Below are 25,909 nucleotides of genomic sequence, written 5' to 3'. Positions count from 1 at the left end.
CTGCAACGCTAAACCGCAGCTGGGGCTGCCAGGGCTGCGGCTTTGGCAGCCTCTTCTGCTTCGCGCAGGGCTGCGGCCGCAGCGGCTGCGGCGATCAGTGTGGCCTTGCACACGGTGCGGGTTAGCGGCTGGCCGTCCACAAAGGCGTGCAACTCGCCGGATTCCATGGCCACCCAGGCCTCGTTGGTGGTGAGCGGTTCGGTCACCACAATCACCAGCCGGTCTTCCGGGCCGTTGAGTTCTGACAGGTCCACCGTCACGTCTTCGTCCTTGAGCTGCACATGGCTGAAGGGGTGCTGGCGCACCACGTAGCAAAGTTTGGTGCTGGCGTGGGCCCACAGGGCCTGGCCGTTGCTCAGTAAAAAGTTGAAGGTGCCGTGGCGGGCAATTTTGGGCACCAGCTCGGCCAGGGTGTGGGTGAGTTCTTCGACCGACGGTACCGAAGCGTGGGATTTGTTGAGCTCCTGCAGCAGCCAGCAAAAGGCGAGCTCGCTGTCGGTCGTGCCCACGGGTTTGAAGCTGCCATGCAGCGGCGGGTTGAATTCTTTCAGGTCGCCGTTGTGGGCAAACACCCAGTAGCGGCCCCAGAGTTCGCGCGTGAAGGGATGGCAGTTTTCCAGCGTGACCGCGCCCACCGTGGCTTTGCGCACATGGGCCACCACGTTGTGGCTCTTGATGGGGTAGGACTTGAGCATCTTCGCAATCGGCGAGGTGGATGCACTTTCCTTGTCCACAAAGTGCCGCGCCGCCTTGCCGGGCAGGTCGCCTTCGCTCTCGAAGAAGGCGATGCCCCAGCCGTCCGCATGGTGGTCGGTGCAGCCGCCGCGCTGCGAAAAACCGGTGAAACTCAGCGTCAAGCTGGCCGGCAAATGGCTGTTCATTCCAAGCAATTGGCACATGGAAACAGTTTACTCCGGGGTGGTGGCAAGGGGAGCTGGGCGTTATGCGAAATCGGCCAACGCTTATGCGCGCGGCTCACTCCAGAACTTGCCGCCCGTGGCCCAGTTGTCGCGTTTCACGTCGGTGATGATGATGTCCACCGCTTCGGGCGAGCAGCCCAGGGTTTCGACGGTCACGCGGGTCACTTCGTCCACGAGCTTTTTCTTCTGCTCCTGGGTGCGGCCTTCCAGCAATTCAACATGGTAGGTGGGCATGGGGTTCCTTGGGGTGGGGATATAGAAGGCGCAGATTAGACTGCGGGGGTTTCCATTTTCCTCTGACTTCCCCTTGCAATTTTTGTTCCCGTCTTCTTTGCATGGCCGTGCCCGCGGGGTGTTGGCGCTGGTGTTTGGCCTGCACGCCCTGCTGGGCGCGGCGCTGGGCCTGTCGGTGGACGAGGCGCACTACCTGCTCTACGCCGCGCACCCGGCGCTTAGCTATTTTGACCACCCGCCGCTGGTGGGCTGGGTGCAGTGGCCACTGGTGGCGCTGGGCGCGCCCACCGGCCTGTTGCGCCTCATCCCCGGTGTGTTGTGGCTGGCCACGGTGGGGGGCGTGTACCGGCTGAGTCTGCGTCTGCTGGCGGGCCACCCGCTCGCCCAGCCGGCTGCGCTGGGCGCCGTGCTGGCGCTGGCATTGGCGCCGCTGCTGCACATCCTGGGCATTGGCCTGCTGCCCGACACCTTGCTGATGGCGCTGACCGTGGCCCTGCTGTGGCAAACCACCACGCTGATGGACCCCGAGGCACTGGACCGCCCGGCGGCCTGGCTGCTCATGGGCGTTTTGCTGGGGCTGGCCGGGCTGGCCAAATACACGGCCGTGTTCACCGCGCTGGCGCTGGGCTTGGTTTTGCTGCGTGTGCATGGCCTGCGCCTGCTGCGCAAGCCCTGGCTGTGGGCCGCGCTGGCGCTGGCCGTAGTGCTGGTGTTGCCGGTGCTGGTGTGGAATGCACAGCACCAGTGGGCGTCGTTTGTCTACCAGCTGGCCCATGGCAAAGGCAGCCAGTGGCAGGTGCTGCATGTGCTGCGGTTTGGGCTGCTGCAGTTGCTGGCCTTTGGCCCGCTGCTGTTGGCGGCGGCCTGGGCGCGTGGAGCCCGTACCGCGCGTTGGCTGTGGGCTGCGTTTGTGCTGCCGTTTGCCATCTTTGCCTACATGGCGGGCGGTGGCTCCAGCCTGCCGCACTGGACGGCCCCGGCCTGGGTGGCGCTGGCACCGCTGGCCGGTTTGGGCCTGGCGCGGGCCTGGCAATCCCGCCAACGGGCCGCGCGCTGGCTGGTGCTGGGCCTGGGTGGGTTGCAGGCGCTGGCCTGTGCAGGCCTGTTGGGCCTGATGCTCAGCGCCGGCTGGCCGGTGTTGCCTGGCAGTGATGCCGCGGTGGCCAAGCAGCCCAACCCCTTTGCCGACCTGCATGGCTGGGAGGCCGCAGGCGCCCGTGCCCAGACCCTGGCCGCGCAACACGGCCTGGGCAGTGTGGCCGTACAAAACTGGACCCTGGCCAGCCGCCTGGGCTGGTACGCGCGGCCGCTGCCCGTGTATGTGCTGGAAGACCGCGAAACCCAGTTCCGCTTCTGGGCTGGCGACCTGCCGGTGGGTGGTAACACCTTGCTGGTGGACTGGTCCCACCTGGCCTATGAGGTGCCGCTGGGCGCCCAGGGTTTTGCCAGCTGCACGCTGCTGGACACCCAGCAGGCCACGCACTGGGGCCGGCCACTGGCCCGTTTCCGCTTTTACGACTGCCGAGGCTGGTCCGGCCAGCCGCAGCCCCGGCTTACACTCGCGCCCACCTCTTGATACGCCCCATGTTGACCCCACCCACCACGCCCCATGCCCTGGCCAGCCCGGTCTCCGCCCGCACCTGGTGGTGGCCGCTGGTGATCTTTGTGCTGGGCACGCCCTTGTGGCTGCAACTGTGGGAGCCGAGCCTCTTCATCACCATCAACCAGTGGTGTGCGCCGCTGGCTGCGGAGTTTTGGACGGGCCTGTCGCTGCTGGGCAATGGCTGGGGCCTGCTGGCGGTGACCGCGCCCTTGCTGGTGCTGGCACCCCGCCTGATGGTGGCGTGGCTGTGTGCGGCGCCGTTTGCCGTGTTGTTTGCCCGCACCGGCAAGTTTTTCATTGAAAGCCCGCGCCCCGCTGCGGTGGTGGACAACACGCAGATGCGGGTGGTGGGGGAGCTGCTGCACAACGTGTCCATGCCCTCGGGTCACACGCTGACGGCGTTTGCGGTGGCATCCGGCATTTACTTTGCACTCACCGTGGCCCAGCGCCGCCGCCACTGGTGGCTGCTGGTGCTGGCGGCCGGTGCTGGTTTGTCGCGGATTGCCGTGGGGGCGCATTGGCCGGGCGATGTGGCGGTGGGCGCCAGCCTGGGCGTGCTCTCCGGTTTGCTGGGGCACCAGCTCTGGATGCGCTTGCCCGAAAGGCAGTTTGCACCTTCGGCCTGGTGGTTGCGCATGGCCGCCGTGCTGGTGGCCTTGTCCGTTTACCACCTGCTCACCGAGGAGCTGGATTTTGCGGAAAACCACGTCGCGCAACAGGTGCTGGCGGTGGTGGCGGTGGGGAGCCTGCTGGCGTACGCCTGGCGTGTGCTGCGCGGCAAATTTAATGCGAAATAGGGCTGTAGCCATCGTGGAATATGCGCAGGCAGCTATTAAATTGGATAGCTAATTGATGCACCACAAGCCAATCTGGTTTGCGGGGGCATTGTGATTTCTGCCATGATCCGCGCACCTTTAGGGGAGTAGCAAACCCGGCGCGCAGGTGCCGGGATTGCATGTTTCGTCAATACGTCGCGGGTTGTGCGTTGCCATCGCCCCGGCCGGAACATGCAGAGGCGCCACCAGTGCGCTCTCCCGCAAGACCTACAGGAAATGTTTCAACCATTTCGAGGTCTTGCTTATGCAAACTATTGCACCCCTGTGGCTATGGGCCACCTTCGTCGGCATCGTTCTGATGTCACTCTTCGTGGACTTTGTCGTCCTCAAAAAACAAGGCGCCCACGACATCGGCGTTAAAGAAGCGCTCAATTGGTCCCTCATTTGGGTCGCCTTGAGCTTCTTGTTCAATGGCCTGTTCTGGTGGGCGGTCAAAGACAGCACGGGCTCCACCGAGCTGGCCAACACCAAGTCACTCGAATTTTTGACGGGTTACCTCATCGAGAAGTCGCTGGCGGTGGACAACATCTTTGTGTTCCTGATGATCTTCACCTACTTCGCGGTGCCCACGCACTACCAGAAGCGGGTGCTGATGATCGGCATCATCGGTGCCATCGTGCTGCGCACCCTCATGATCCTGGTGGGCGGCTGGTTGCTGGCCGAGTTCCACTGGATCCTGTACGTGTTCGGTGCCTTCCTGATCCTCACCGGTGTGAAGATGTGGTGGGCGGCCGGCCAGGAGCCCAGCCTGGACGACAACCCCGCGCTCAAACTTTTGCGCAAGCTCTTGCCCGTGAGCAAGCACTACGACGGTGAAAACTTCTGGACCGTGGAAAACGGCAAAAAGATCGCCACACCCTTGTTCATGGTGATCTGCCTGGTCGCGCTGACCGACGTGATTTTTGCGGTGGACTCCATCCCCGCGATCTTTGCCATCACCAGCGACCCCTTCATCGTGCTGACCAGCAACGTGTTTGCCATCCTCGGTCTGCGTGCCATGTATTTCCTGCTGGCAGCCGTGGCCAACAAGTTCCACCTGCTGAACTACGGCTTGGCCGTGATTCTGGTGTTCATTGGTACGAAGATGTGCCTGATCGATATCTACAAGATCCCGGTGGGTGTATCGCTGGGTGTAGTGGTGGGCATTCTGGCCATCACCATGTGGCTGAGTGTGCGCTCCAGCAGCACACGCAGCAGCGTTTGACCGTGGACCAGCAGCAAGCTCGGCGCCTGCGGGCTGCGGCCGAGGCGCTGGAGGACCAGCCCATGCGCCTGCAGCAGCTGTTCCGGCTGCACGGCCGGGCAGGGCCGGGAGCCCTGTTGGTGGTGCTGGCGGTGCCGTGTCTGCTGCCCCTGCCGGGCGCAGGCACCCTGATGTCCCTGGGCCTGGCCGCGCTGGCCTGGATGATCTGGCGCTACTTTCCGCGGCTGGTCATGCCCCGCAGGGTGGGGCGGCTGCAGTTGTCGGCTCCCATGGCACGCCGGGCCCTGCACACCCTGGCATGGCTTTACGAGCAGGCCGCGCGGGTGATGCGCGCGCGCTTGCGCTGGTGGGTGCAGCCCGGCCACCGCGTGTGGCTGGCGCCTTTGGTGGCGGCCATGGCCTGGGCCATTTTTCTCCCCATTCCGTTTGGCAATGTGGTGCCGGCGGTGGCCTTGCTCCTCATCGGTTTGGGGCTGGTGTTTGAAGATGGCTTGGCCGTGCTGGCAGGTGCCACACTGGGTGTCGCGTGGGCCCTGGCCCTGGCGGCCTTGGTGGTGAGCGGCGCCCAGTGGTTGCCGGGCGTGTGGAGCGGCTGGCTGGCTTAGCCGTGGTGGTGTGAGTCGCAGCGCCAGGGTGCGCTCCCGTTCCGGATACACCACAGGCAGAGGCCAGGCGCTTGCGGCGATGGATCTAATTGGTAATAATTCGCATTTAGATTATTCCACTGCCTCCTGCCTGCCTGCTGTCCGAGCCTGGATGGTTGTGCCCGGCCCACGCCTTCATGTCCGTCGCCCCTCCCATGCAGACCGTCAGCACCCTCTACCTGGAGCACTACCCCTGGTTGCTGGGTTGGCTGCGCCGCAAGTTGGGCTGCCCGCACAACGCGGCCGACCTCAGCCACGACACCTTTGTGCGCGTGCTGGGGCAGCCACAAGCGCTGGCCCAGGTGCGCGAGCCGCGCGCCTGGCTCACCACCATTGCACGCGGCCTGGCGGTAGACCAAGCACGCCGCCAGACCCTGGAACGCGCCTACCTCGAAGCCTTGGCGGGCCTGCCCGAGAGCCACACTCCCAGCACCGAGGACCAGGCCATGCTGATCAACTGCTTGGCCCGCATTGACGCCATGCTGGATGGCTTGCACCCCAAGGCGCGCACCGTGCTGCTGCTGTCGCGGCTTGATGGACTGGGCTACGTGGCCATTGCCCAGCAGATGGGCGTGAGCCTGAGCACGGTAGAGAAACACATGGCCACCGCGCTGCGCCACTGCATGGCCATGCGGGCCGAGCTGCCATGGGCCTGAGCGCTCTGGACCAGGCGGTGCAATGGGCCGTGTGCCTGCAGTCTGGCACTGCGGGGGAGGCCGAACGCCAGGCCTGTGCCGCCTGGCGCCGCGCCAGCCCGCTGCACGAACAAGCCTGGACGCAGGTGCAAGGGGTCGAACAGGCGTTTGGCGCCATCCCCACGGGCAGCGCCCGCATGGCCCGCCAGACCCTGGATGCCGCGCAGGCCAGCGGCAAAATCGCATCGCGCCGGCGTGCCCTCCGCTTGCTGGGTGTGGGGGCGCTGAGTGCGGCATCGGCCGCATTGGTGGCGCGGCTGGCCCCATGGCGCGAGGAGGCCAGTTATGCCAGCCGCCCCGGTGAGCGGCGCAAAGTGCTGTTGGCCGACGGAACCCATCTGCAGCTCAATGCAGGCACGGCGGTGGATGTGGTGTTCACGCCGCTGCAGCGCCTCTTGGTGCTGCGTGAAGGCGAGATTTTTATCGACACCGGTGCCGACGCCGATGCCCTGGGCGGCAAGCGCCCGTTCTGGGTGCAGGCACAGCAAGTGCGCATGCAGGCCATTGGCACCGCGTTTGCCGTGCGGCACACGTTGCCCACCCGTGGTGCGCCGCTCGCCAGCACCCAGTTGCATGTGCGCGAGGGCACCGTGGCCATCTACCTGGACGGCAAGGCGCCGCTGCGGGTGCAGGCTGGCGAAACCTACCGCCTGGACGGGCAGGGCACGACCCCCATTACCCGTGTGCTGCAGCCCGACGCCGACCCCACCGCCTGGATGGACGGCGTGCTGGTGGCCAAACAAATGCGGCTGGACGCGCTTGCCGCGGCACTGTCGCGTTACCACGGGGCCCCAGTGCACTGCGCAGCCGATGTGGCGGGCCTGCGCGTGTCAGGCGTGTTCCAGCTCGACGGCCCCCAGGCCGTGCCCCGTGCGCTGGACGCGCTGGCGAGCACGCTGCCGGTGCGCATTGGCAGTAGCCCCCAAGGGCCGCTGACGATCCTGCGCCGTTAAAAAAATTTGCGCTCAGGGTTACGGGTTTTGCGGGGCCTGTTCGGCATAGAGGGGACAGCAACCTTTTTAACCGAACGTCTTGTGAACCCCACTGCCATGCCTACCCGCCATCCCCTTGCCTCACTCATCCACGCCTTGCTCATCCACGGCGCGTTGGTTGGCGCTGCAGCCGCCGCCACAACTGGCGTGCCCGAGGCACCCGCCCCCGGTGATGCCAGCCGGGCTGCCCAGCCTGTGCGCAAGCCCTACAACCTGCCCGCCGCCAGCCTGGAGGACGCGCTCAACGCCTTCTCGCGCCAGGCCGGTGTCACGCTCTCCTTCAACCCTGCGGTGGTCAGTGGCAAACGTGCACCGGCGCTGGCCGGCCAGTACAGCGTGGCCGAGGGTTTTGCGGCGCTGCTGCTTGGCAGCGGCATCAGCGCCGTGGCGCAGGCGCCAGGAACCTATGGCTTGCGGGGCGCGAACAGCGAGCCCGCCGCCGGTGGGGTGAAAAGCCTGGCCGAAGTCACGGTGGCCGGCACGCGGGACCCCAATTCGCTGTACAAACCTTTCGCCGGCGGGCAGGTTGCCAAAGGTGCACGCCTGGGTGCACTGGGCAATACCGAGCTGCTGGACGCCCCCTTTGCCATCAGCGGCTACACCGAGCAGGCGGTGCGCGACGTGCAGGCCCGGCGCCTGATTGACGTGCTGGCGGTCGACCCGGCCGTGCGGTCCACCAACTCGGAAAGCAACGCGGTCGACGTACTGTTTTTGCGCGGCCAATACCTGCTGAGTGCCGACGTGTCTTTCAACGAAACCTTTGCGGTGGTCGATACACGGCGCATTGCGATGGAGCAGTTCGAGCGCGTCGAAGTGCTGAAGGGCCCCAGTGCGCTGCTCAACGGCATCAGCCCAAACAGCACCACCAATGGCGGCGCCATCAACCTGGTGCCCAAGCGGGGGACCGATGTTCCCCTGACCCGGCTGACCCTCTCCGGCTCTTCCCACGGCCAGGCCGGCGGGCATGTGGATGTGGGCCGCCGGTTTGGCGAGGAGCACGAGTGGGGGTTGCGCATCAACGCGGCCAAGCGAGAAGGCGCGACCGGCGTGGTGGCAGAAAAAGTGGGCACCGAGCATCTGTCGGTGGCACTGGACTACGCCGGCGACAAGCTGCGTGCCAGTGTGGACGTGGCCCAAAACCGCCGCCAGTTCGATGGGTTTCCGCAGTTTCACCGGTTCAACGCCGGCTTCGAACTCCCCGCGCCGCCGTCCACCACACAGGCCATCAGCCAGGCATGGGACAGCAGCGACACCGAAAGCGTGTCCCTCGTGACCCGGCTGGAGTACGACTTCACGCCCGACTCCACGGTGTTTGGTGTGCTGGGGGGCGTGAACTACAAAGAATCCAACCTCAATGCGGGCAGCACCCGCCTGATCGCGGCCAATGGCAACTTCACCGCCCAGCCCAGCGTCTTCGCCACGGGGTCCAACATGCGTTCCGGGGAGCTGGGCTGGCGGGTGCGGTTCAACACCGGCCAGGTCAAACACCAGATGGTGCTGGGGTATTCACGCTTCACCGGCGATGGGCAAAGCCTGACCCGCACGATTGGCAGTGCCTTCACCAGCAACCTGTACAACCCGGTGTTTGTGGCAGCGCCCACACCGCCCACCGGGTTGCCGTTTCTGCGTTTTCAGGACACGACCTCGGACAGCGTGAGTGTGGTGGACTCCATGCACCTGCTGGACGACCGCCTGCACCTGGTGGCCGGGCTGCGCTACCAGAAGCTGGACATTGGCGAGTACGCCTCGGGGGTGGAAGTGCGCCGGTTCATGCAGTCGGCCGTGGCCCCCTCGGTGGGCGCCAGTTACAAGCTGATGCCCACCACGTCGGTGTACGCCAACTATGCCGAAGGCCTCTCGCAAGGGCCGGTGGCGGGCGGCACTACGGCCAACAAGGGCGAGGTCTTCCCCCCGTTCAAGGGCAAACAAGTCGAGGCCGGCCTGAAATACGACGCGGGTGCGTTTGGGGCCAGTGCGGCGCTGTTCCAGATTCTGCAGCCGGTGTCCTTTGTCAACAGCGCCAACTACCTGGTGATGGATGGCGAGCAGGTCAACCGCGGCGTGGAGCTGTCGGTGTTTGGCGAGGTGGCCAAAGGCATGCGCCTGAATGCGGGGCTGGCCCTGTTTGACGCGCTGCAATCCAAAACCCTGAACGCTGCCAACGATGGCAAAAAAGCCATCGGCATTCCGGACTACAGCCTGGTGCTGGGCGGTGAATGGGATGTGCGCGCCTGGCCGGGCCTGACCCTGACGGGGCGCTACACCAAGGTGGACAAGCAGTACGCCAGTGCAGACAACACGCAAAGCATCCCCGCCTTTGACAGCTATGACCTGGGCTTGCGCTACAGCACCCGCGTGGCGGGCAAGTCGACGGTGTTCCGCGTTTCCATCGAGAACGTGACCGATTCGTCCCATTGGCTTGCGGTGCGCACCGGCTTCCTGACCCGCAGCACGCCCCGCACGGCCTTGTTCTCGGTCAGCACGGAGTTCTAAGGGCTTGTCGATGCGCCCCTTCTGGACCTTTTTGCACCGCTGGGTAGGGCTGGGCACCGCCGTGTTCTTGTTCCTCACGGGGGTGACCGGTGCGGTCATCTCGTGGGACCACGAGCTGGACGCGTGGCTCAACCCGCACTTGACCGCTGCCCAGCCTAACCCCGAGGGGCTGCCAGGTACCTCCACGCTGGAGCTGGCGCGCCAGCTCGAGCAGCGCCACCCCACGGTGACCGTGCGTTTTATACCGCTGCACGTGGAGCCGGGCCGCAGCGTGGCCTTCGGCGTGGCGCCCAGGGTCAACCCCGCCACCCAAAAATTGCACGAACCCGGCTTTAACCAGGTCTTTGTCGACCCGGTGAGTGGCCAAGAACTGGGCCACCGCCAGTGGGGGGCCGTCTGGCCCATCAGCAGAGAAACCTTTGTCTCCTTTCTCTACAAGTTCCACCACACGCTGCACCTGCCCGAGATGTGGGGCATAGACCGCTGGGGCACCTGGCTGCTGGGAGGCGTGGCGATTCTGTGGACGCTGGACTGTTTTGTAGGCGCCTACCTGACGCTGCCGGTGCGCAGAAAGGCCAAGCCCCAGCCGGGCGATGGTCTGGCCGGTGATGCAGTGGGCGCTTTGAAAACGGGCAAAGGCTGGTGGCAGCTATGGGCGCCCGCATGGAAGATTCGCAGCCGCGCCGGTGCCTACAAACTCAACTTTGATATGCACCGGGCCGTGAGTTTGTGGACCTGGGGGCTGCTGTTCATCGTGGCCTTCACGGCGTTCTCGCTCAACCTGAACCGCGAGATCTTCCGCCCGCTCCTCACCACCTTTTCGCAGGTGTCTCCCAACCCCTTCACGCAGCGCAAACCTGCGCCCAAACACCAGCCCATCCTTCCCGTGCTGGACTATGCGCAGGCCCTGGCGCAGGCCACGGCCGATGCCCAGGCCAAAGGCTGGCCCGAGCCCCCGGGCAGTGTGTTTTACAGCCAGAGCCTGGGCATCTATGGCATTGACTTTTTTCAGTCCGACACCACGCCGGGCTCCATCAACAAGCGCCTGTACTACGACGGCAAAGACGGCCGTTTTGTCGGGGAGCGCCTGTTGTGGACGGGCTCGGTCGCCGACATCTTTCTGCAGGCGCAGTTTCCGCTGCACAGCGGGCGCATTCTGGGCTTGCCGGGGCGCATCCTGATTTCGCTGTTGGGCGTGGTGGTGGCCATGCTCAGCGTCACCGGGGTCTACATTTGGTGGAAAAAACGCCGGGCCCGACAGGTAGTGGCCACCCGCGTAGCCGTCCCGGCAGCCAATTTATGCATCAAATAGGCCTCTGAGCCACGTAGATACTGCGCAAGCAGCTCCTGATTTAATAGCGCGCTAAGGTGCCGAGTGCCCCGCCAGCCGCAGCGCCAGCGCGCTCAAGGCCTGGTAGGCCTCGCCGGCCAGCGGGTCCCAGTCGCGCACCACCTGCGCCTGCCGGGCGATGGCCGGCAGGTCACCGCGCTGGGCGGGGCCGGTTTGTGCGCCGGCCGGGCCCAGGCGGGTGATGTTGTCCACCGCGTTGCGCAGCAGGCTGGCGCGCAGCTGGGGCAGCAGGTGTGCGGGCACGCCCGTGGCCTGCCAGGCGTCTTCGGCCACGGCTTGTAGCACCGGCAAAAAGTTGGTGGCAAACACGGCCGCTGCGTGGTACAGCACCTTGTCCTCGCTGGCCACCGCAAAGCACTGGGCACCGATGGCGGCAAAGGCGGACTTCAGCACGGCGCGGGCCTCCGCATGTCCTTCAAGCGCACAGGCAGTACCAGGAAACTGTTCGATGGCGGCTTCGGGTGTGGCAAAACTCAGAATGCAGTGCGCACTGGCCGTGCGCCAGCCCAGTGCCGCCAGGGGGGCGAGCGACGCCGCACTTTGCGCCCCACTGCAATGAAAAACGATGGGGCCTTGTTGTTGCGCCCCGCGCGGCCAGGCCGCTGCGGCATCGGCCAGCGCCTGGGCGGCGGTGGCAATCTGCGCGTCGGGCACGGCCAGCATCCAGACCTCGGCCGGCCGCATGGCTGCCAGCGCATCCACCGGGGTGCCCGCACCGATGCTGGCGCAGGCCTGCTGTGCGCTGGCCAGTGTGCGGGTGCGCACGTCCTGGATCTGGAAGGTGGCCTGGCGCTGCCACAGCGTGGCCAGGGTCTGGCCGACGCGGCCGCTGCCAAGAAGGTTGAGGGTGGTCACGGGAAGAAGATGCGGGTGGAGGGATCGCAAAAAGGGCAGGGCGCCGCTACCATGGCGCCATGAAAAAAATACTGGTTACAGGCGGCACGGGTGCCGTTGGCAAATACATTGTGGACGATCTGGTGCAGCACGGCTACCAGGTCGGTGTGCTGGACTTGACCGCCCCTGCGCGCAGCGACGTGGTGCACCACGCGGTGGACGTGCTGCAGCTGGACGCGGTGCTGCAGGCCATGGCGGGCTACGACGCGGTGATGCACGTGGCCGGCATCCCGCACCCGCTGAACGACCCGGCCAAACGTGTGTTTGATGTCAACGTGAACGGCACATTCAATGTGCTGGAAGCGGCAGCCCAGCATGGCATAAGCAAGGTGGTGTTCACCTCCAGCGAATCCACCATGGGCTTTGCGTTTGCTACGCATCGGCTGGCGCCGTTGTACATCCCCGTTGACGAAGCCCATGCCGCCCGCCCGCAAGACCCGTACGGCCTGAGCAAGGTGGTGAGCGAGCAGATCTGCAAGACCTACACCGAGCGCTACGGCATGCGCACCGTGTGCCTGCGCATGCCCTGGGTCTGGCTGCCTGACGATGCGCAGCGCCCCTTCTACCGAACGCTGGTGGCCGAGTACGCCAACTGGTACAAAAACCTCTGGACCTTTGTGGACGCGCGCGACGTGGCCACGGCGCACCGGCTGGCGCTGGAGGTGGAGTTGGAGCACAAACACGAGGCCTTTTTCATCACCGGCCCGCACAACTGGACCGGCCAGGACGGCCGCAAGTTGTTGGCCGAGTTTTGGCCCGAGGTGACAGAGTTTGCGCCCGGTTTTGCGGGCACCGACCCGCTCATCTCACACGCCAAAGCGGCGCGCCTGCTGGGCTACGCGCCGCAGTTTGGCGTCAAGGACGTGTTGGCGTAGGCAGCGCCGCAGGGGGCTGGTGCAACTGGTGCCGTGTGAACGGCTGGACCTGCCCCGACAGCCACAAGGCGATGCGCACCTCCAGGGCGTGCGTGGGCAAGTAGGTGGCGGTAGAGGTGTTGAGTGCCAGCACCAGCAGCAGCGGCGCCCAGCGGGTGCTCCAATGCACCACCGTTGCCGTGCGCAGGCGCTGCACCACGGGCCAGCTCACCGCCAGGCCCAGCAGCCAGGCGGCCAGCACTTCGCTCACGCTGTGGGCGCCCACCATCACGCGCGACACGCCCACCAGCAAGGCCAAGCCTGCGCCCAGTGCAGGCCCCCAGCGGTGCGCGCTGCCACCGGGCAGGCCGCGCAAGAGCAGCGGCAAAATGGCGCTGGCCAACAAGCCGTGGCCACTGACACCCGTAAAGTCCAGCGCGGCTATACCGATGCCCCAGCCGTAAAACAGGCACTTGCTCACCACCGTCACCAGCACCGCCCCGGCCATGGCCAGCACATAGTGGCGCGCCGCTGTTTGCGCACCGCTGCGCCACAGGCCCCACACCAGCAGCCCAAAGGCGGGTAGCAGCAGGCTGGACGACCCCAGGTGCGTGATCAGCCACCACACTGGCGCCACCGCAGGCGCGTTGTTCACATCCCCGTTCATACGACCAGCGGGTCTTCCTGCATGGCTTCACATTGGTCTTGCAGCATTTGCACCTGGCCCTTCCAGTAGTCGCTGCTGCCAAACCATGGAAAGTTGGCGGGGAAGGTCGGGTCACTCCAGCGCCGCGCCAGCCAGGCGCTGTAGTGAATCAGGCGCAGCGTGCGCAGCGGCTCGATCAGCGCCAGCTCGGCCCGGTCGAATTCGCGGAACTGCTCGTAGCCGTCCACCAGCATGCCGAGCTGGCGGGTTTGTTGCTGGCGGTCGCCGCTCAGCAGCATCCACAGGTCTTGCACGGCGGGGCCGGTGCGGGCGTCGTCCAGGTCCACAAAGTGCGGGCCGGGGCCGGCGGTGGCCACGGCGTCGGTGGGCGTCCAGAGGATGTTGCCGGGGTGGCAGTCGCCATGCAGGCGCAACTGGCGTATACCGCTGGAATTGGACTTGTTTTGGCCTGTAGCGCCCGCCATATCTGCGCGAGCAGCTATTAAATCTATAGCGCTTTGGCAGGCGGTGGTCCAGGCGCTTTGCACGTCCAACGGCACCCTGTCGTTGGCCAGCAGCCATTGCATGGGTTCGATGGCAAAGGTCTGCACGTCCAGCGCCGGGCGGTGCACAAACGGTCGCTTGGCTCCCACGGCGTGGATGCGGGCCAGAAAGCGGCCGATCCACTCCAGCACCTCGCCGTCGTCCAGCTCGGGCGGGCGCCCGCCACGGCGTGGGCTCACGCTGAACGCGAATCCGCCGAATGTATGTAGCGTCTTGCCGTTCAAGACCAGCGGCCCCACGGCCGGAATTTCGTCGGCCATGAGTTCGGCCGCAAAGTCGTGTTCTTCCTGGATCTGCGCGTCCGTCCAGCGTTCGGGCCGGTAGAACTTGGCGACGACCGGGGCGCCGTCTTCGAGCTGTACCTGGTAGACGCGGTTTTCGTACGACGACAGGGCGGTGAGGCGGCCATCGCCGCGCAGGCCCACGCTGTCCAGTGCGTCCAGCACCAGGTCGGGGGTCAGGGATTCAAAGGGGTGAAGGGCAGTGCCCGCAGTGCTGTGCATGTCCCGATTGTCCTCTGCGGGCTTGCCCCTGCTGGGCGGGTGGCTTCCCCGGTTTAGCCCAGCGGCCCCAAGTCGTCTCCGTAGAGCGGCGCAGCGGGGGCCGCCGCGCTGTCGGCATCCGAGTCCGAGTAGCCCGCCGGGGGGAGGTGGGCATAGGGCGAGCCGCTGCCCAGCTGTGCAAACGGCAGGCTTTGCTTGACCAGAATGATGGTGCAGGGCGCGTCCATGGCCACCTTGATCGGCACGGTGGCGACAAAACGCTGCGTCATCAGGCCGTGGGTGGCCGCACCCATCACGATGACGCTGACGTGGTTGCCGCGTGCGTAGTCCAGCAGGGCCTGGGCCACGTCACCGCTCTCCAGCACATGGCAAGAGGTTTGGTGGCCCGGGTGGTCCAGCGGCTGGGCCCACTGGCGTAGCGTGGTGAGGTAGCGGCGGTGCACATTGGTCTCGCTTTTGTCTTCGTCCGAGGCACTGGTCTGGCTGCTGCTGATCACGGTGACGCAGGCCAGGCGGGCACCGGGGCGGGTGCCCAGTGCGCGGGCCACGGCCTCGCGCAGCGAGTACAGCGTGGCGTCCGTCACGTCTTTGTGCGGCACGGCCACCATGACGATGGGTACCTCTTGCAACTGCCGTGCGGGCAGGGGGCTGGGCTGGTAGTGCATGCCCGCGGCCTTGAACCAGCGCTTGAAATGGGTGCGAAACGGCGTGCCCACGGTGTTGGTGCCACGTGCCGTGACATGCACCTGGGTGGGGTGGCTCAGGTCAAAGGCCAGGTGGGCGGCAGAGGGGTAACGCTTGGCGGCTTCGGGTTCCAGGCAGCGCAGCACCACCTCTTGCAGCCAGGCTGGAATGTCCGCACGTAGCTTGCGCGGCGGGGTTGGGTCCACCCACAGGCGCTGGCGCAGGCCCGCTGCCGTTTGTGGCGTGCCAAACGGTAGCTCACCGGTGCACAGCTGGTAGAGCATCACGCCAATCGCAAACACATCGCTGCGCGGGTCGCCGCGCATGCCCACCACTTGCTCGGGGGCAATCCATGCGGGCGAGCCCACCGCCTTGCGCAACTGCTCGGCCAGCAGGTCGGGGTAGTGCGCGTGGCACGACAGGCCAAAGTCCAGCAGCACCGCGCTGCCATCATCACGCAGCAGCACGTTGGCGGGTTTCAGGTCCAGGTGCACGGTGTTTTGCTGGTGCAGCGCGTGCGCCGCGCGGGCCATGGCAACGCCCAGACTGACGGTGGTGTCCACCGCCACAGGCTGCGGGCCGTCCAGCCAGTGCTGCAGTGTGTGGCCGATGACGTACTCCATCACCAGGTAAGGCGTGTGTTGCAGGTCGCCCGCGGCCACAAAACGCGGCGTGGTGCTGCCGTGCAGGGTCTGCATGATTTGGCATTCCACCTCAAAACTGACGATGTTTTCGGCCCCGTCGCCCGCCGTCATGCGCGGGATTTTCATGGCCATGGCAAAGCCCGGGCCGGGCCGACCATCGGCATAGACCACACGGTAGATGTGGGCCATGCCGCCGGAGTGGATGCACTCCTCGATGGTGAATCCATCCAGCGTGGCGCCGGGCTCCAGCAGTTTCATCGTCCTTGCTCCAGCCGGTGGGCAAAGAACTCGGGCAGGCCGGCGCGGCGGATGGCGGCGGCGGCGCTGTAGTGGTCGTAGGGCACGCGGTGGAAGGTGAGCTGCGCGCGCTCGGTGTCCAGCACCGCGTACATGGCCTGGGGGTTGCCGTCGCGCGGCTGGCCCACCGAGCCCACGGTGGCCAGCCACTGCCGGTGTTTGGGCACCGGCACGGCTACGCCGGGCTGCGGGGTGAACAGCATCAGCCCGTCGGTAGCGCCGCGGTAGTACAGGGTTTGCAGGTGCACATGGCCGCCAAACACGTAGCGCACACCAGGCCATTCGCTGGCGGCGTTCAGGCTCGCCGCGGCGGCGCGCTGGTCGTAGACATAACGCCAGAGTTCGGGGCCATCGGCGCTGGCATGCACCAGCAGCACGGTGTCCAGGTGGTGGGTGAAGGGCAGGGTGTCAATCCACAGGCGCTGCGCGGGGCTGAGCTGCTGGTGTGTCCAGGTGGCGGTGCTGTCGCCCACGGTTTTGACGGTGGCCGGCGGGCGCACGGCCATGTCGTCGTGGTTGCCCTTGAGGACGATGGCGCCTTCTTCGGTGAGCAACGTGACCCGCTCGATCACCTCGGCCGGGTTGGCCCCATAACCCACCAGATCGCCCAGAAAAGCAAAGCGTTGCACCTGCTGTGCGCGTGCGTGGGCCAAGCAGGCGTCCAGCGCCTGGATATTGCCGTGAATGTCCGACAGCAAGGCCAGTCTCATCAAGTCTCCGTGTTCAGGGGTGCAAACCCGCCATCATGCGTGCGGTGCCTGACGGCAAGTTTGCAGGAGTTGCTGCGCCGGGTCTTGATATGCGTCAAATACGGCCCTGCTGCTGTGGCCTTAGAGCGACAGGGTATGGCCGCCGCGCGGATCGCCCTCGCCCGCCAAAATGGCCGCGTAGGCCGCCTGCATCGCCTCTGGCCCCGTGTGGTGCTGCACCTGCAGCCAGGGTGCGGGCAGCTGCACCCGCGCCACAAAGCCCTGCCAGGACTGCACCAGGCGCCGGTTCAGCTCGGCGCCGCCCCATTCGCTGCTGCGCTTCTTGATCTGCGCGGGTGCAAAAAACAGCGTGGGGCGCGGGCCCGGAAGATCCTTGCCACCGCCCAGCTCGGAGACATGTGTGCCGCCAATGGAACTGCTGTAGACGAGCACCGTGCAGTGGGTGTGCAGCGCCTTGCGAAACGCTGCGTTGCCCGCAAAGTCCACATAGATGGAAGGTGTGCCGGGCGCAATCTGGTCCAGCTGCGCGTAGGTCAGCACCCGGTGGTACACGCCCAGGCTTTGGCAGAACGCCACATTGCGCTCCGAGGTGAGCCCCACCACCTCGATGCCCGTGCGCTGCGCGAGCTGGAAGGCGGTGCCGTAGGCGGTTTTGCTGGACGCGCTGGAGAGCAGGATGCAGGGCGTGCCAATGTCGCCCGCGCCAAACCAGGCGTTGTCATCCAGAAAGTCGTCGATCAGCCAGGAGGTGATGAACAGCGGCCGCAGCAGGGCCTGCAGGTCTTCGGTGTCGGCGGTGTAGAACGGGTCGGTGGCGCAGCGGGTGTACTGGTTGTAGACCGCGTGCAGGGTGGCGCGGTGGGGTGCCACATCGGCCCAACCATGGGCGTGCACCTTGCCGGGCATCAGGTCCACCGCGCTGGCCATGGGAAAGTACCCATACACACGCTCCCCCACGGGCACCTCAGGATGGCGGCTTTGCAGCACGGTGGCAAAACCCCACACCGGAATGCGCCCCCACTGGTCGGCGTCTTCAATCCCCTGCACGGGGAAGAACTGCCAGTACTGCATGGCGTCGCCAAAGGCGGCGTAGGTAATGTTGTTGGAGGTAAGGGCAAAGCGGTCGATGTGCACGCGCACCTGGCCGTCGGCCAGCGCGGGCAGGGTGTGGGTGTGCAGCTGGGTCTGGCCGAGCTGGGCTTTGCGGATGAGGAGGTCGGTGGTGTCCATGCGCGGCACCATAAGACAAAAGGCCGGCCCCGCCAAGCGGGACCGGCCTCCGAGGTGACAGGGCGCAGTGCTCTGCCAGCGCTGCCGATTTAGACCACGGTGATGGTCACGTCGATGTTGCCGCGGGTGGCGTTGGAGTAGGGGCACACCTGGTGGGCCTTGTCGACCAAGGCTTGTGCGGCGGCTTTGTCCATGCCGGGGATGGAGACTTCCAGTTGCACTTCAATACCAAAGCCGGCAGGGATCTGGCCAATGCCCACGGTGGCGTTGATGCTGGTGTCCGCAGGCAGGGCAATCTTTTGCGTGCCGGCCACAAACTTCATCGCACCGATGAAACAAGCGCTGTAGCCAGAGGCAAACAGCTGCTCAGGGTTCACACCGTTGCCGGGGCCGCCCATTTCTTTGGGCACAGCCAGCTTGAGGTCCAGCAGACCATCGGAAGTGCGGGTGGTGCCGTCGCGGCCACCGGTGGAAGTGGCATGGGCTTGGTAAATCACTTTTTCGATCTTGGTGGTCATGGTGCTTCTTTCAAAAAATGCCGCGGTGTGTTGCAGCGGGGTGGGTAATTCAGTGGTGTTGCTCAGGCTGTGGTCAGGCGCTGGCGCAGGGCTTGTACCTGCTGGGTCAGGTGCATCAGTTCGTCCAGCGGGCAGTCGGCGGCGGCCAGCACGCAGGCCGGAATACGCGCCGCCTGCAGCTTGAGGGCGCGGCCTTTGGGGGTCAAAAATACTTCCACGCGGCGCTCATCGGCGGCGCTGCGTTGGCGGCTCAGCAGTTCGGCCTGCTCCATGCGCTTGAGTAGCGGGGTAAGCGTGCCGGAATCAAGGTACAGGCGCTCGCCCAGGGCCGAGACGCTCAGTCCGTCCTGCTCCCACAGCACCATCATCACCAGGTACTGCGGGTAGGTCAGCTGCAGCTCTTCCAGCAGGGGCTTGTACAGCTTGGTCATGGCCAGCGAGGTGGAATACAGCGCAAAACACAACTGGTTGTCCAGGCGCAGGGCAGCGTCGTTGGCAGAGGTGGTGCGCGGGTTCGTCATGGGCTGAATTATAGCTAGCAATTAAATTGTGTGCAATATAAATTTGCAAAATCTTTTTTTGAGGGCGACACGAGGGTAAACCTCGGCTTGGCAGCCCTGTGGCCTATGGGGTAACGTTAACGTCACCCTGAATGAGGAGACCGCACGTGTTCGACTACATCATCATTGGCGCTGGCTCGGCTGGCTGTGTGCTGGCCGCCCGCCTGAGCGAGGACCCTGCCGTGACCGTGGCCCTGCTGGAAGCCGGCCCGGCCGATACCAGCGTGCTGATCCACTGTCCTGCGGGGCTGGCCGTGCTGGCCAAAAATGGCGATGCCAACTGGAAGTTCGACACCACTGCCCAGCCCGGCCTGAACGGGCGGCGCGGCTACCAGCCACGCGGCAAGGTGCTGGGCGGCTCCAGCTCGGTCAACGCCATGATCTACATCCGCGGCCAGCGTGAGGACTACGACAGCTGGGCCGCTGAGGGCAACCCCGGTTGGAGCTACGACGAGGTTTTGCCTTACTTCAAAAAGGCCGAAGACAACGCACGTGGCGCCGATGCCTTCCACGGCCAGGGCGGCCCCATGCATGTGCAGGACCTGACCACGCCCAACCGCCTGGGCCCGGTGTTTGTGCAGGCCGGCCAGCAGGCGGGTTACCCACTCAACCCCGACTTCAACGGCGCCAGCCAAGAGGGTGTGGGCGTCTACCAGGTGACGCACAAAAACGGCGAGCGTTTCAGCGCCGCCAAGGGTTACCTCACGCCAAACCGGGGGCGGCCCAATCTGCAGGTGTTTACCGGCGCGCACACCACCCGCATCTTGCTGGAGCACAAGCGCGCCGTGGGCGTGCAGTTTCTGCACGAGGGCGAGATGAAAGAGCTGCGCTGCAGCCGCGAGGTGCTGCTAAGTGCGGGCGCGCTGCAGTCGCCGCAGATCCTCATGCTGTCGGGCATTGGCCCGCACCAGCATCTGGTGGAAAAAGGCATTGCCACGCTGCACGATCTGCCGGGTGTGGGCCAAAACCTGCACGACCATGTGGACGTGGTGCAGGTGGTGAACGCGCCGCACCTGACCGAAACCTTTGGTATTTCGTTCAAGGGCTTGGCCAATGCCGTGCGCGGCATCTTCGAGTGGCGCAAGCAGCGCACCGGCATGTTGACCACCAACTTTGCCGAGGCCGGTGGCTTTATCAAAAGCCAACCCGGTGAGCGCACGCCGGACCTGCAGTTCCACTTTGCCATCGCCAAGCTGGTCAACCACGGGCGCAGCACGGTGCTGGGCCATGGTTATTCATGCCACGTGTGTTTGCTGCGCCCCTTCAGCCGCGGCAGCGTGCGCCTGGCCAGCAAAGACCCGATGGAGGCGCCGCTGATAGACCCAAACTTTCTGGGCGAGCGGGATGACGTGGAACGCCTGGTGCGCGGCTTCAAACTCATGCGCACTGTGCTGCAGCAGCCGGCGCTGGCCGCGCTGGCTGGCAAAGAAGGCCCGCGCTCAGCGGCTGCGCGCAACGACTTCGAGATCGAACAGTTCATCCGCGACAACGCCGACACCGTCTACCACCCGGTAGGTACCTGCCGCATGGGCAAGGGGCCAATGGATGTGGTGGACCACGAGTTGCGCGTGCGCGGTATCCAGGGCCTGCGCGTGGTCGACGCTTCCATCATGCCCCGCATCGTCAGCGGCAACACCAATGCACCGACCATCATGATTGCGGAGAAGGCGGCGGATTTGATTAAGGCGGCAATGCAGGCTACGGAGTAGCCAACGAAAAATTGAGCATCATAGGAACCGCACGACCGCCAGAGTAATCGCCGACGAGCCAAAAGAGAGTTGCCCGATGGCTGGCAATATTGGTGATGGTAGAAAAAAACACTTGATCCCCATAAGGCGGCAAACTCGTCGAAGTTCCCCAGCCCGCTGAGGCGGAAAATTTCCTGACCCGTTGAATGGGGCGCTCGAGGGGCGTGAGGCGGTTTTGCACAGAAGTAAAAAGCGCAGTGGCACTTCCGTCATCGTCCACGAGGATGCGGAGTCCTGATGCATCTTTGGTATTGGCGGTATCTTGGTTCAATGCTGTGGCCGTTCCTAGCCAGCCTGATTCGTCGAATCGTGCGACCCAAAAATTCGTTGGGTCATACATTGCTCCAGATACAGTCCAGCCCAAGAAGCCTTGACCATTGCCATTCATGGCAAGGATAGGCGCGTATCCGTCTTGGGAGAAGGTTTGAGTACCCAGCCAACCCGCATTGGCCTGGAATCTGTTGAATTTCAGACCATATTGTCCGAACCGATTCACGGCATCGCTGGCACTCCAAACCGCTAGAGCATTTCCGGAATCTGCTATCGACAGTTGAACATCTCCAAACCGATTCGCATTCATCATGCTGCTTCGGTCGTCCTCAATCGTGGCCGTAGTCTGCCACGCGCCTCCGGTAGGCTTGTATCTTGCAACCAGCTTACCCGCAATGCCCAAACCACCAACGTCGGTGTTCTCCGTCCAAAGCACCATGGCGTTTCCGTTTGGGGATGTCGCCACACTGAGTTGCATCAACTCATAGTCACGCATTGAAGACAATTGCTGTCCCATGCTCCAGTTGGAACCAACTTGATATTCAGAGACGAAGACCGCCTGCTGAGAACTTCCACTCAATCCCAGTTGCGCAGGTTGACGCACCCATGTGATCGCTGCTGAGCCATCGGGCCTTACCGAGAGTTGAAATCTCAAGTCTCTTCCGACGATTCCGGTGTCCAGTCGGACTTCCGGCCCCAGGCCGGAGTGCCTGTCGTAGCGACGCACATGCACCTCACGCCGGTACTCACCGTTGTCCACACGAGATTCCAACCATGCAATGATGGCGCCCCCGATGTGGTCGGCCCGTATCTGGGGTTGAAAGGCCAGAGGACTGTTTGATACTTCAATGGTTTCCAGAACACTCCCTGCAGATGAAAGACGCATCAGTGCAATCGGTAAGGTTTGATAGACCAACCCATACGAATCGAAGAGTAAGGTGGAGTTGTCGTCAAGTAAAGCCGCTATGGAATTTTGAAGAAGCTCGGGTTTTGAGGTTGGGGATATTTCGCGTGGTGTGCCCAGCACGCTTGTAGCTGGAACGACGGTCTTGATCTCGGCGCTCACAGTAGCCAAAGCTCGCAGGTCAGATATGCCTTTGCCAGCGGCGCTCATGGCATAACCTAGTGCATCCAGTACTTTGTCGTCCGAATCCCCGACCGCAAAATGACCGGTAATAGGGTCTTGCTGCAACCGCTCTCCGGTAAGAGAGTTCAGTTGATCGTTCACATATCTCTTAGCAGCCCAAAGTCCACCATTGATTGTTGCTGCGTGGCCGGAGTTAAAAGTACTGAAGATCGTGCCGGGGTCGCTACCCAGAGCGTGTGAAACAATCAAGTCCGTCGCTGGGGTGATATTCACCCGCCCAGAATGACTGGAAAAACTAAATAACGTTGTTGCTGGTGTTCCTCCATTGACGCGCAACAAGCACGGGAACGTGTGCGATGGTGTTAGCTGCAAACTGAACAGACCATTGGTGTCCGTTGTGCCATTGATATCTGCTCCTCCAATGCAGCGGGCAATGACGTTGCTATTTGGAATTGGTGCTCCAGTAGCCGCCAAACCACTCACCGAGCCACCTGATGAGGAGGAGCCACCTGAGCCGCCACCGCCGCCGCATGCAGTTAGCACTAATACTAGGGCGCTATACAAAACAACGCGCGCACGAATCGATACGTAATTCATAACCATCCCTGATTAATTAATGTTGTCGGCCGTTCCTCTATGGGAACTGATAGGACTGCACACACCACGTCGGCTAACCTAGTGTAGCTGTCGAATTGGAAATTTTAGACTCTTGAAATTCCCTCGGTTTAAGTTGCTGCGCAAGCAGCACTCATCGCCAGAATTGGTCTCTCAGTTTTACGTTCACTTCGCAAACCTCTTGCGCGTCAACGCCAGCGCAATCCAGAACGATCCCACCGCGTACACCGCCAACACTGTCAGGTGGCGTGCAGCATCGGCTGGCCACTGGTCCATGAACAGCGGGCGCACCAGCGCCACGGCGTTGGACAGCGGCAGCCAGTCCGCCACCACACGCACCACCACCGGCAGTTGCTCCAGTGGAAAGAAAACACCGCTCAGGAACATCATGGGGGTGAGGAAGAGCGTGAAGTAGTAGGTGAAGAAGTCGTAGCCCTTGGCCAGCGCGTTGAAGATCAGCGCGATGCAGCTGAAGGTGATGCCCACGCCAAACAAGATGGGCCAGGCGACGAACAGTTTGGGGCTGTGGCTGATGCCCAGCGCCAACATCACGCCCAGGATGGCGGTGACAGTGAACAGGGCCTTGAACGCGGCCCACAGCATCTCTGCCAGCACCACGTTGTCCAGGCTGATTGGGGCGTTCATGATGCCGTCCCAGGTTTTTTGCACGTGCATGCGGCTGAAGGCGGAGTACAGCGCTTCAAACGACGCGGCCTGCATGGCGCTCATGCAGATGGAGCCGCTGGCCAAAAACAGGATGTAGGGCACCGACACGGTACCAGCGGGGCCAGCCACATTGACTTCGCCCACCAAGGCACCCATGCCGTAGCCAAAGGCGACCAGCCACATCAGTGGTTCTGCAATATTGCCCACCAGGCTGGGGATGGCCAGCTTGCGCCAGACCAGCAGGTTGCGCAAAAACACGGGCCAGAAGCGCAAGGACACCTCTGGCGCGCGCCAGATGGATTGCGGTTTGGGCGGGGTGTAGGTAGATGCGGTGGTCATATCAGGCGTCCTCCCGGATCTGGCGTCCGGTCAGTTTCAAAAACAAATCTTCCAGGTTGGCCGGGCGGTGCAGGGTGCGCAGCTGCGGGTGGGCCGCCAGGGCCTGCAGCAGGGCGCCAGCGTCTTGCGTGTAGAAAAACACGGTCTCGCCACTCACTTCTACACGCGCTGCCAGGCTGCGCAGGGGGCTGTCTACCAGCGCCAGCGCGCCCACGCCATACACCTCCACTACATCCGGCTCCAGGTGCTGGGCGATCAGGTCACGCGGCGTGCCCTCAGCAATCTTCTTGCCATGGTCCAGCACCAGCAGGCGGTTGCACAAGCGCTCGGCCTCGTCCATGAAGTGGGTGGTCAGCAAAATGGACTTGCCTTGCTGCAGCAGCACCTGCAGGCGCTCCCACATCAGGTGGCGGGCTTGCGGGTCCAGGCCGGTGGTGGGTTCATCCAGTAGCAGAAGCTTGGGGTCGTTCACCAGCGCGCGCGCCAGGCTCAGGCGCCGGCGCATGCCGCCGGACAGTTCGCCGGGTTTGGCATTGGCCTTGTGGGTCAGCGCCGCAAACTCCAGCAGCTGCGGAATACGCGCGCGGATGGCCGCGTCCTTCATGCCAAAGTAGCGGCCATAGACCAGCAGGTTTTCGGCGCAGCTGAAGTCCGGGTCCAGCGTGTCGAACTGGGTGACCACGCCCAGCGCGGCCTTGATGGCCAGTGCGTCGCGCGGCATCTCCAGGCCCAGCGCGTGGATGCTGCCGCCATCGGGCACGGTGTGGCCCAGGCACATGCGGATGGTGGTGGTTTTGCCCGCGCCATTGGGCCCAATCACGCCCAGGCACTCGCCCGGAGCAATCTCAAAGGACAGGTCTTTGACCACTTCGGCGTCGCCATAACGCTTGTGCAAGTGCTGCACTTCAAACAGTTTTGCATTCATGCGGCGATTGTGCCGCAGGGCCCCTTAGTCGGCTTGCAGCAGGCGGCCGCGACCTTGCGCCTTGGCCTGGTACAGCGCGGCGTCAGCACGCACCATGAAGTCGGTGAGCTTGCGGTCGCCCGCTTGCAGCAGGGCCAGGCCTGCGCTGTAGCCCACGCGCAAGGTGGGCTGCTGGATGCCTTCCTCCAGCAAGGCCAGGCGCAGGCGTTGCTCTACGTGTAGGGCGGCGCGTTTGTCGGTTTGCGGCAGCAGCAGGGCAAATTCTTCTCCACCAATGCGGGCGGCCAGGTCGCTGCTGCGGCGGTTGGACTGCAGCACCTTGCCCACCAGGCGCAGCACCTGGTCGCCTACTTCGTGGCCCTGCGTGTCGTTCACGCGTTTGAAGTGGTCCAGGTCCAGCAGGATCAGGGCCAGCGGCGTGTTGTGGCGCCGGGCCTGGTCAAACAGGGCGGGCGCCCGGTCGTCCCAGCCATGGCGGTTGAGCAGGCCGGTGATGTTGTCGGTAAAGGCTTGCTCGCGCAGTTGGCCTTCGGCCTCTTCGCGCCAGGCCACCAACACCGCCACGGTGGTGAGCACCAGGGCCATGTTGGCGGTGAGCTGGGCCAGCACATTGACGATGTGTGGCGCGTCGAAGGTGGGGTAGAGCTCGGGGTAAAACGCACCCAGCACGCCACGCGCCAGCGACGCGCAGGCGACTGCGGCGTAACACAGGCAGACCAGGGCGCGCCAGCGCAGCCCGCCCGGCAGGCGCGGCCCAAGTGCGGCTTGTGCCACGATGGTCAGCTGTAGCGCAAACATCAGGTTGGCATAACCCACCCGCAGGCTGTAGTGCTCAAAACTCAGGGCGTAGCCCAGCGGCATCAGCACCATCAGGGCGATGAGCGCCCGTTGGTTGGGGCGCGGCCCCAGCCAGGCCTGCAGGGCCAGAAACATCAGGTAGTTGGCCACCGAGGCCAGGACCATCGCGGCGGTGGACAAGACCGGGTCCAGCCAGTGGCCAAACACAAAGCCAGAGCTGATGATGGCCACCCAGCCCAGGGTTTGGCTTAGCAGGCTGAACTGCGCCAGGCGCGCCGCGCGGCTGATGCCTTTGCCCATGATCAGGAGCAGGGCGACGGAGACGGTGCTCAGGTTAAGCGCCGTGAGGACCAGGATGGTCAGGACGTTGAGTTTCTCCATTCGG

At 64.4% G+C, this 25,909-nt stretch carries 24 protein-coding genes; 10 read left to right on the top strand and 14 right to left on the bottom strand.

Going from position 1 to position 25,909, the window contains the following annotated elements:
• Window positions 1–8: 8 nt before the first annotated feature.
• Both AC097A_RS12625 and AC097A_RS12620 read right to left on the bottom strand, forming a co-directional pair.
• Window positions 9–899: a class II glutamine amidotransferase gene (locus AC097A_RS12625; RefSeq protein ID WP_479621107.1), complete on the bottom strand. Its 891-nt coding sequence runs from the start codon at window positions 897–899 to the stop codon at window positions 9–11.
• Window positions 900–962: 63 nt separating this feature from the next.
• The gene (locus AC097A_RS12620; protein WP_105259384.1) at window positions 963–1,154 is read right to left on the bottom strand and encodes a 4-oxalocrotonate tautomerase; all 192 of its coding nucleotides are present in this window, start codon (window positions 1,152–1,154) and stop codon (window positions 963–965) included.
• A gap of 73 nt (window positions 1,155–1,227) precedes the next feature.
• Between AC097A_RS12620 and AC097A_RS12615 the strand changes: the two genes are divergently transcribed.
• The 8 genes from AC097A_RS12615 (at window position 1,228) to AC097A_RS12580 (ending at window position 10,933) form a co-directional block, all read left to right on the top strand.
• Window positions 1,228–2,730 (top strand): ArnT family glycosyltransferase, encoded by a 1,503-nt coding sequence (locus AC097A_RS12615; RefSeq protein WP_479621106.1) that lies wholly within the window; start codon window positions 1,228–1,230, stop codon window positions 2,728–2,730.
• A gap of 8 nt (window positions 2,731–2,738) precedes the next feature.
• Window positions 2,739–3,554, top strand: a complete 816-nt coding sequence (locus tag AC097A_RS12610) for a phosphatase PAP2 family protein (RefSeq protein WP_479621105.1) — start codon at window positions 2,739–2,741, stop codon at window positions 3,552–3,554.
• A gap of 283 nt (window positions 3,555–3,837) precedes the next feature.
• A complete protein-coding gene (locus AC097A_RS12605) occupies window positions 3,838–4,797 on the top strand; it encodes a TerC family protein (protein WP_479621104.1) in 960 nt (319 codons plus the stop codon).
• Window positions 4,798–4,799: 2 nt separating this feature from the next.
• Window positions 4,800–5,402 (top strand): exopolysaccharide biosynthesis protein, encoded by a 603-nt coding sequence (locus AC097A_RS12600; RefSeq protein WP_479621103.1) that lies wholly within the window; start codon window positions 4,800–4,802, stop codon window positions 5,400–5,402.
• 176 nt (window positions 5,403–5,578) lie between these two features.
• Window positions 5,579–6,097 carry a sigma-70 family RNA polymerase sigma factor gene (locus AC097A_RS12595; RefSeq protein WP_479621102.1) on the top strand — a complete coding sequence of 173 codons (519 nt, stop codon included), beginning with the start codon at window positions 5,579–5,581 and terminating at the stop codon, window positions 6,095–6,097.
• The gene (locus AC097A_RS12590) at window positions 6,088–7,089 is read left to right on the top strand and encodes a FecR family protein (protein ID WP_479621101.1); all 1,002 of its coding nucleotides are present in this window, start codon (window positions 6,088–6,090) and stop codon (window positions 7,087–7,089) included. Before AC097A_RS12595 ends, AC097A_RS12590 begins: the two co-directional genes overlap by 10 nt.
• A 96-nt stretch (window positions 7,090–7,185) precedes the next feature.
• Complete coding sequence (locus AC097A_RS12585) at window positions 7,186–9,621, top strand: TonB-dependent siderophore receptor (RefSeq protein WP_479621100.1); 2,436 nt, start codon at window positions 7,186–7,188, stop codon at window positions 9,619–9,621.
• 10 nt (window positions 9,622–9,631) lie between these two features.
• Window positions 9,632–10,933 carry a PepSY-associated TM helix domain-containing protein gene (locus AC097A_RS12580; RefSeq protein WP_479621284.1) on the top strand — a complete coding sequence of 434 codons (1,302 nt, stop codon included), beginning with the start codon at window positions 9,632–9,634 and terminating at the stop codon, window positions 10,931–10,933.
• Between the two features lie 51 nt (window positions 10,934–10,984).
• Here AC097A_RS12580 and AC097A_RS12575 read toward each other — a convergent pair whose 3' ends face one another.
• Window positions 10,985–11,827 carry a Rossmann-like and DUF2520 domain-containing protein gene (locus AC097A_RS12575; protein WP_479621099.1) on the bottom strand — a complete coding sequence of 281 codons (843 nt, stop codon included), beginning with the start codon at window positions 11,825–11,827 and terminating at the stop codon, window positions 10,985–10,987.
• A 59-nt stretch (window positions 11,828–11,886) separates the two neighbouring features.
• Here AC097A_RS12575 and AC097A_RS12570 point away from each other — a divergent pair, with 59 nt between their 5' ends.
• The gene (locus AC097A_RS12570; protein WP_479621098.1) at window positions 11,887–12,741 is read left to right on the top strand and encodes an NAD-dependent epimerase/dehydratase family protein; all 855 of its coding nucleotides are present in this window, start codon (window positions 11,887–11,889) and stop codon (window positions 12,739–12,741) included.
• Here the strand turns inward: AC097A_RS12570 and AC097A_RS12565 are convergent.
• The 7 genes from AC097A_RS12565 to AC097A_RS12535 all read right to left on the bottom strand — a co-directional run bounded on the left by AC097A_RS12565 (window position 12,722) and on the right by AC097A_RS12535 (window position 19,037).
• The gene (locus tag AC097A_RS12565; RefSeq protein WP_479621097.1) at window positions 12,722–13,387 is read right to left on the bottom strand and encodes a phosphatase PAP2 family protein; all 666 of its coding nucleotides are present in this window, start codon (window positions 13,385–13,387) and stop codon (window positions 12,722–12,724) included. The two genes, AC097A_RS12570 and AC097A_RS12565, sit on opposite strands and share 20 nt — an antisense overlap.
• Window positions 13,384–14,433: a serine/threonine protein kinase gene (locus AC097A_RS12560; RefSeq protein WP_479621096.1), complete on the bottom strand. Its 1,050-nt coding sequence runs from the start codon at window positions 14,431–14,433 to the stop codon at window positions 13,384–13,386. The genes AC097A_RS12565 and AC097A_RS12560 overlap by 4 nt, the downstream gene beginning before the upstream one ends.
• A 53-nt stretch (window positions 14,434–14,486) precedes the next feature.
• A complete protein-coding gene (locus tag AC097A_RS12555; RefSeq protein ID WP_479621095.1) occupies window positions 14,487–16,019 on the bottom strand; it encodes a serine/threonine protein kinase in 1,533 nt (510 codons plus the stop codon).
• Window positions 16,016–16,768: a metallophosphoesterase family protein gene (locus AC097A_RS12550; RefSeq protein ID WP_105259370.1), complete on the bottom strand. Its 753-nt coding sequence runs from the start codon at window positions 16,766–16,768 to the stop codon at window positions 16,016–16,018. The genes AC097A_RS12555 and AC097A_RS12550 overlap by 4 nt, the downstream gene beginning before the upstream one ends.
• 120 nt (window positions 16,769–16,888) lie before the next feature.
• Entirely contained in the window at window positions 16,889–17,998 is a 1,110-nt protein-coding gene (locus AC097A_RS12545; protein WP_479621094.1) for a DUF2855 family protein, read from the bottom strand.
• A gap of 89 nt (window positions 17,999–18,087) precedes the next feature.
• The gene (locus tag AC097A_RS12540; protein WP_105259369.1) at window positions 18,088–18,516 is read right to left on the bottom strand and encodes an organic hydroperoxide resistance protein; all 429 of its coding nucleotides are present in this window, start codon (window positions 18,514–18,516) and stop codon (window positions 18,088–18,090) included.
• 62 nt (window positions 18,517–18,578) lie between these two features.
• The gene (locus AC097A_RS12535) at window positions 18,579–19,037 is read right to left on the bottom strand and encodes a MarR family transcriptional regulator (RefSeq protein WP_315496390.1); all 459 of its coding nucleotides are present in this window, start codon (window positions 19,035–19,037) and stop codon (window positions 18,579–18,581) included.
• A 146-nt stretch (window positions 19,038–19,183) separates the two neighbouring features.
• Here AC097A_RS12535 and AC097A_RS12530 point away from each other — a divergent pair, with 146 nt between their 5' ends.
• Window positions 19,184–20,785 carry a GMC family oxidoreductase gene (locus AC097A_RS12530; RefSeq protein WP_479621093.1) on the top strand — a complete coding sequence of 534 codons (1,602 nt, stop codon included), beginning with the start codon at window positions 19,184–19,186 and terminating at the stop codon, window positions 20,783–20,785.
• Here the strand turns inward: AC097A_RS12530 and AC097A_RS12525 are convergent.
• The 4 genes from AC097A_RS12525 to AC097A_RS12510 form a co-directional block, all read right to left on the bottom strand.
• Entirely contained in the window at window positions 20,775–22,778 is a 2,004-nt protein-coding gene (locus AC097A_RS12525) for a hypothetical protein (protein ID WP_479621092.1), read from the bottom strand. The genes AC097A_RS12530 and AC097A_RS12525 overlap by 11 nt on opposite strands.
• A gap of 183 nt (window positions 22,779–22,961) precedes the next feature.
• Complete coding sequence (locus AC097A_RS12520; protein ID WP_479621091.1) at window positions 22,962–23,801, bottom strand: ABC transporter permease; 840 nt, start codon at window positions 23,799–23,801, stop codon at window positions 22,962–22,964.
• Between the two features lies 1 nt (window position 23,802).
• Window positions 23,803–24,726, bottom strand: a complete 924-nt coding sequence (locus AC097A_RS12515) for an ATP-binding cassette domain-containing protein (protein ID WP_479621090.1) — start codon at window positions 24,724–24,726, stop codon at window positions 23,803–23,805.
• 24 nt (window positions 24,727–24,750) lie between these two features.
• Window positions 24,751–25,905 (bottom strand): GGDEF domain-containing protein, encoded by a 1,155-nt coding sequence (locus tag AC097A_RS12510; RefSeq protein ID WP_479621089.1) that lies wholly within the window; start codon window positions 25,903–25,905, stop codon window positions 24,751–24,753.
• Window positions 25,906–25,909: the final 4 nt, after the last annotated feature.

It is taken from the genome of Rhodoferax sp. XS2R6 (genome assembly GCF_056521365.1).
This window is presented reverse-complemented; position numbering and strand designations above follow the sequence as displayed.

Excerpts from the sequence above, each read along its gene's own strand:
- AC097A_RS12620 (WP_105259384.1), bottom strand. The coding sequence starts at position 1,154 with ATGCCCACCTACCATGTTGAATTGCTGGAAGGCCGCACCCAGGAGCAG.
- AC097A_RS12525 (WP_479621092.1), bottom strand. The coding sequence starts at position 22,778 with ATGAATTACGTATCGATTCGTGCGCGCGTTGTTTTGTATAGCGCCCTA.
- AC097A_RS12595 (WP_479621102.1), top strand. The coding sequence starts at position 5,579 with ATGTCCGTCGCCCCTCCCATGCAGACCGTCAGCACCCTCTACCTGGAG.
- AC097A_RS12585 (WP_479621100.1), top strand. The coding sequence starts at position 7,186 with ATGCCTACCCGCCATCCCCTTGCCTCACTCATCCACGCCTTGCTCATC.
- AC097A_RS12605 (WP_479621104.1), top strand. The coding sequence starts at position 3,838 with ATGCAAACTATTGCACCCCTGTGGCTATGGGCCACCTTCGTCGGCATC.
- AC097A_RS12540 (WP_105259369.1), bottom strand. The coding sequence starts at position 18,516 with ATGACCACCAAGATCGAAAAAGTGATTTACCAAGCCCATGCCACTTCC.
- AC097A_RS12560 (WP_479621096.1), bottom strand. The coding sequence starts at position 14,433 with ATGCACAGCACTGCGGGCACTGCCCTTCACCCCTTTGAATCCCTGACC.
- AC097A_RS12555 (WP_479621095.1), bottom strand. The coding sequence starts at position 16,019 with ATGAAACTGCTGGAGCCCGGCGCCACGCTGGATGGATTCACCATCGAG.
- AC097A_RS12565 (WP_479621097.1), bottom strand. The coding sequence starts at position 13,387 with ATGAACGGGGATGTGAACAACGCGCCTGCGGTGGCGCCAGTGTGGTGG.
- AC097A_RS12580 (WP_479621284.1), top strand. The coding sequence starts at position 9,632 with ATGCGCCCCTTCTGGACCTTTTTGCACCGCTGGGTAGGGCTGGGCACC.
- AC097A_RS12510 (WP_479621089.1), bottom strand. The coding sequence starts at position 25,905 with ATGGAGAAACTCAACGTCCTGACCATCCTGGTCCTCACGGCGCTTAAC.
- AC097A_RS12545 (WP_479621094.1), bottom strand. The coding sequence starts at position 17,998 with ATGGACACCACCGACCTCCTCATCCGCAAAGCCCAGCTCGGCCAGACC.
- AC097A_RS12550 (WP_105259370.1), bottom strand. The coding sequence starts at position 16,768 with ATGAGACTGGCCTTGCTGTCGGACATTCACGGCAATATCCAGGCGCTG.
- AC097A_RS12515 (WP_479621090.1), bottom strand. The coding sequence starts at position 24,726 with ATGAATGCAAAACTGTTTGAAGTGCAGCACTTGCACAAGCGTTATGGC.
- AC097A_RS12520 (WP_479621091.1), bottom strand. The coding sequence starts at position 23,801 with ATGACCACCGCATCTACCTACACCCCGCCCAAACCGCAATCCATCTGG.
- AC097A_RS12625 (WP_479621107.1), bottom strand. The coding sequence starts at position 899 with ATGTGCCAATTGCTTGGAATGAACAGCCATTTGCCGGCCAGCTTGACG.
- AC097A_RS12535 (WP_315496390.1), bottom strand. The coding sequence starts at position 19,037 with ATGACGAACCCGCGCACCACCTCTGCCAACGACGCTGCCCTGCGCCTG.
- AC097A_RS12590 (WP_479621101.1), top strand. The coding sequence starts at position 6,088 with ATGGGCCTGAGCGCTCTGGACCAGGCGGTGCAATGGGCCGTGTGCCTG.
- AC097A_RS12570 (WP_479621098.1), top strand. The coding sequence starts at position 11,887 with ATGAAAAAAATACTGGTTACAGGCGGCACGGGTGCCGTTGGCAAATAC.
- AC097A_RS12610 (WP_479621105.1), top strand. The coding sequence starts at position 2,739 with ATGTTGACCCCACCCACCACGCCCCATGCCCTGGCCAGCCCGGTCTCC.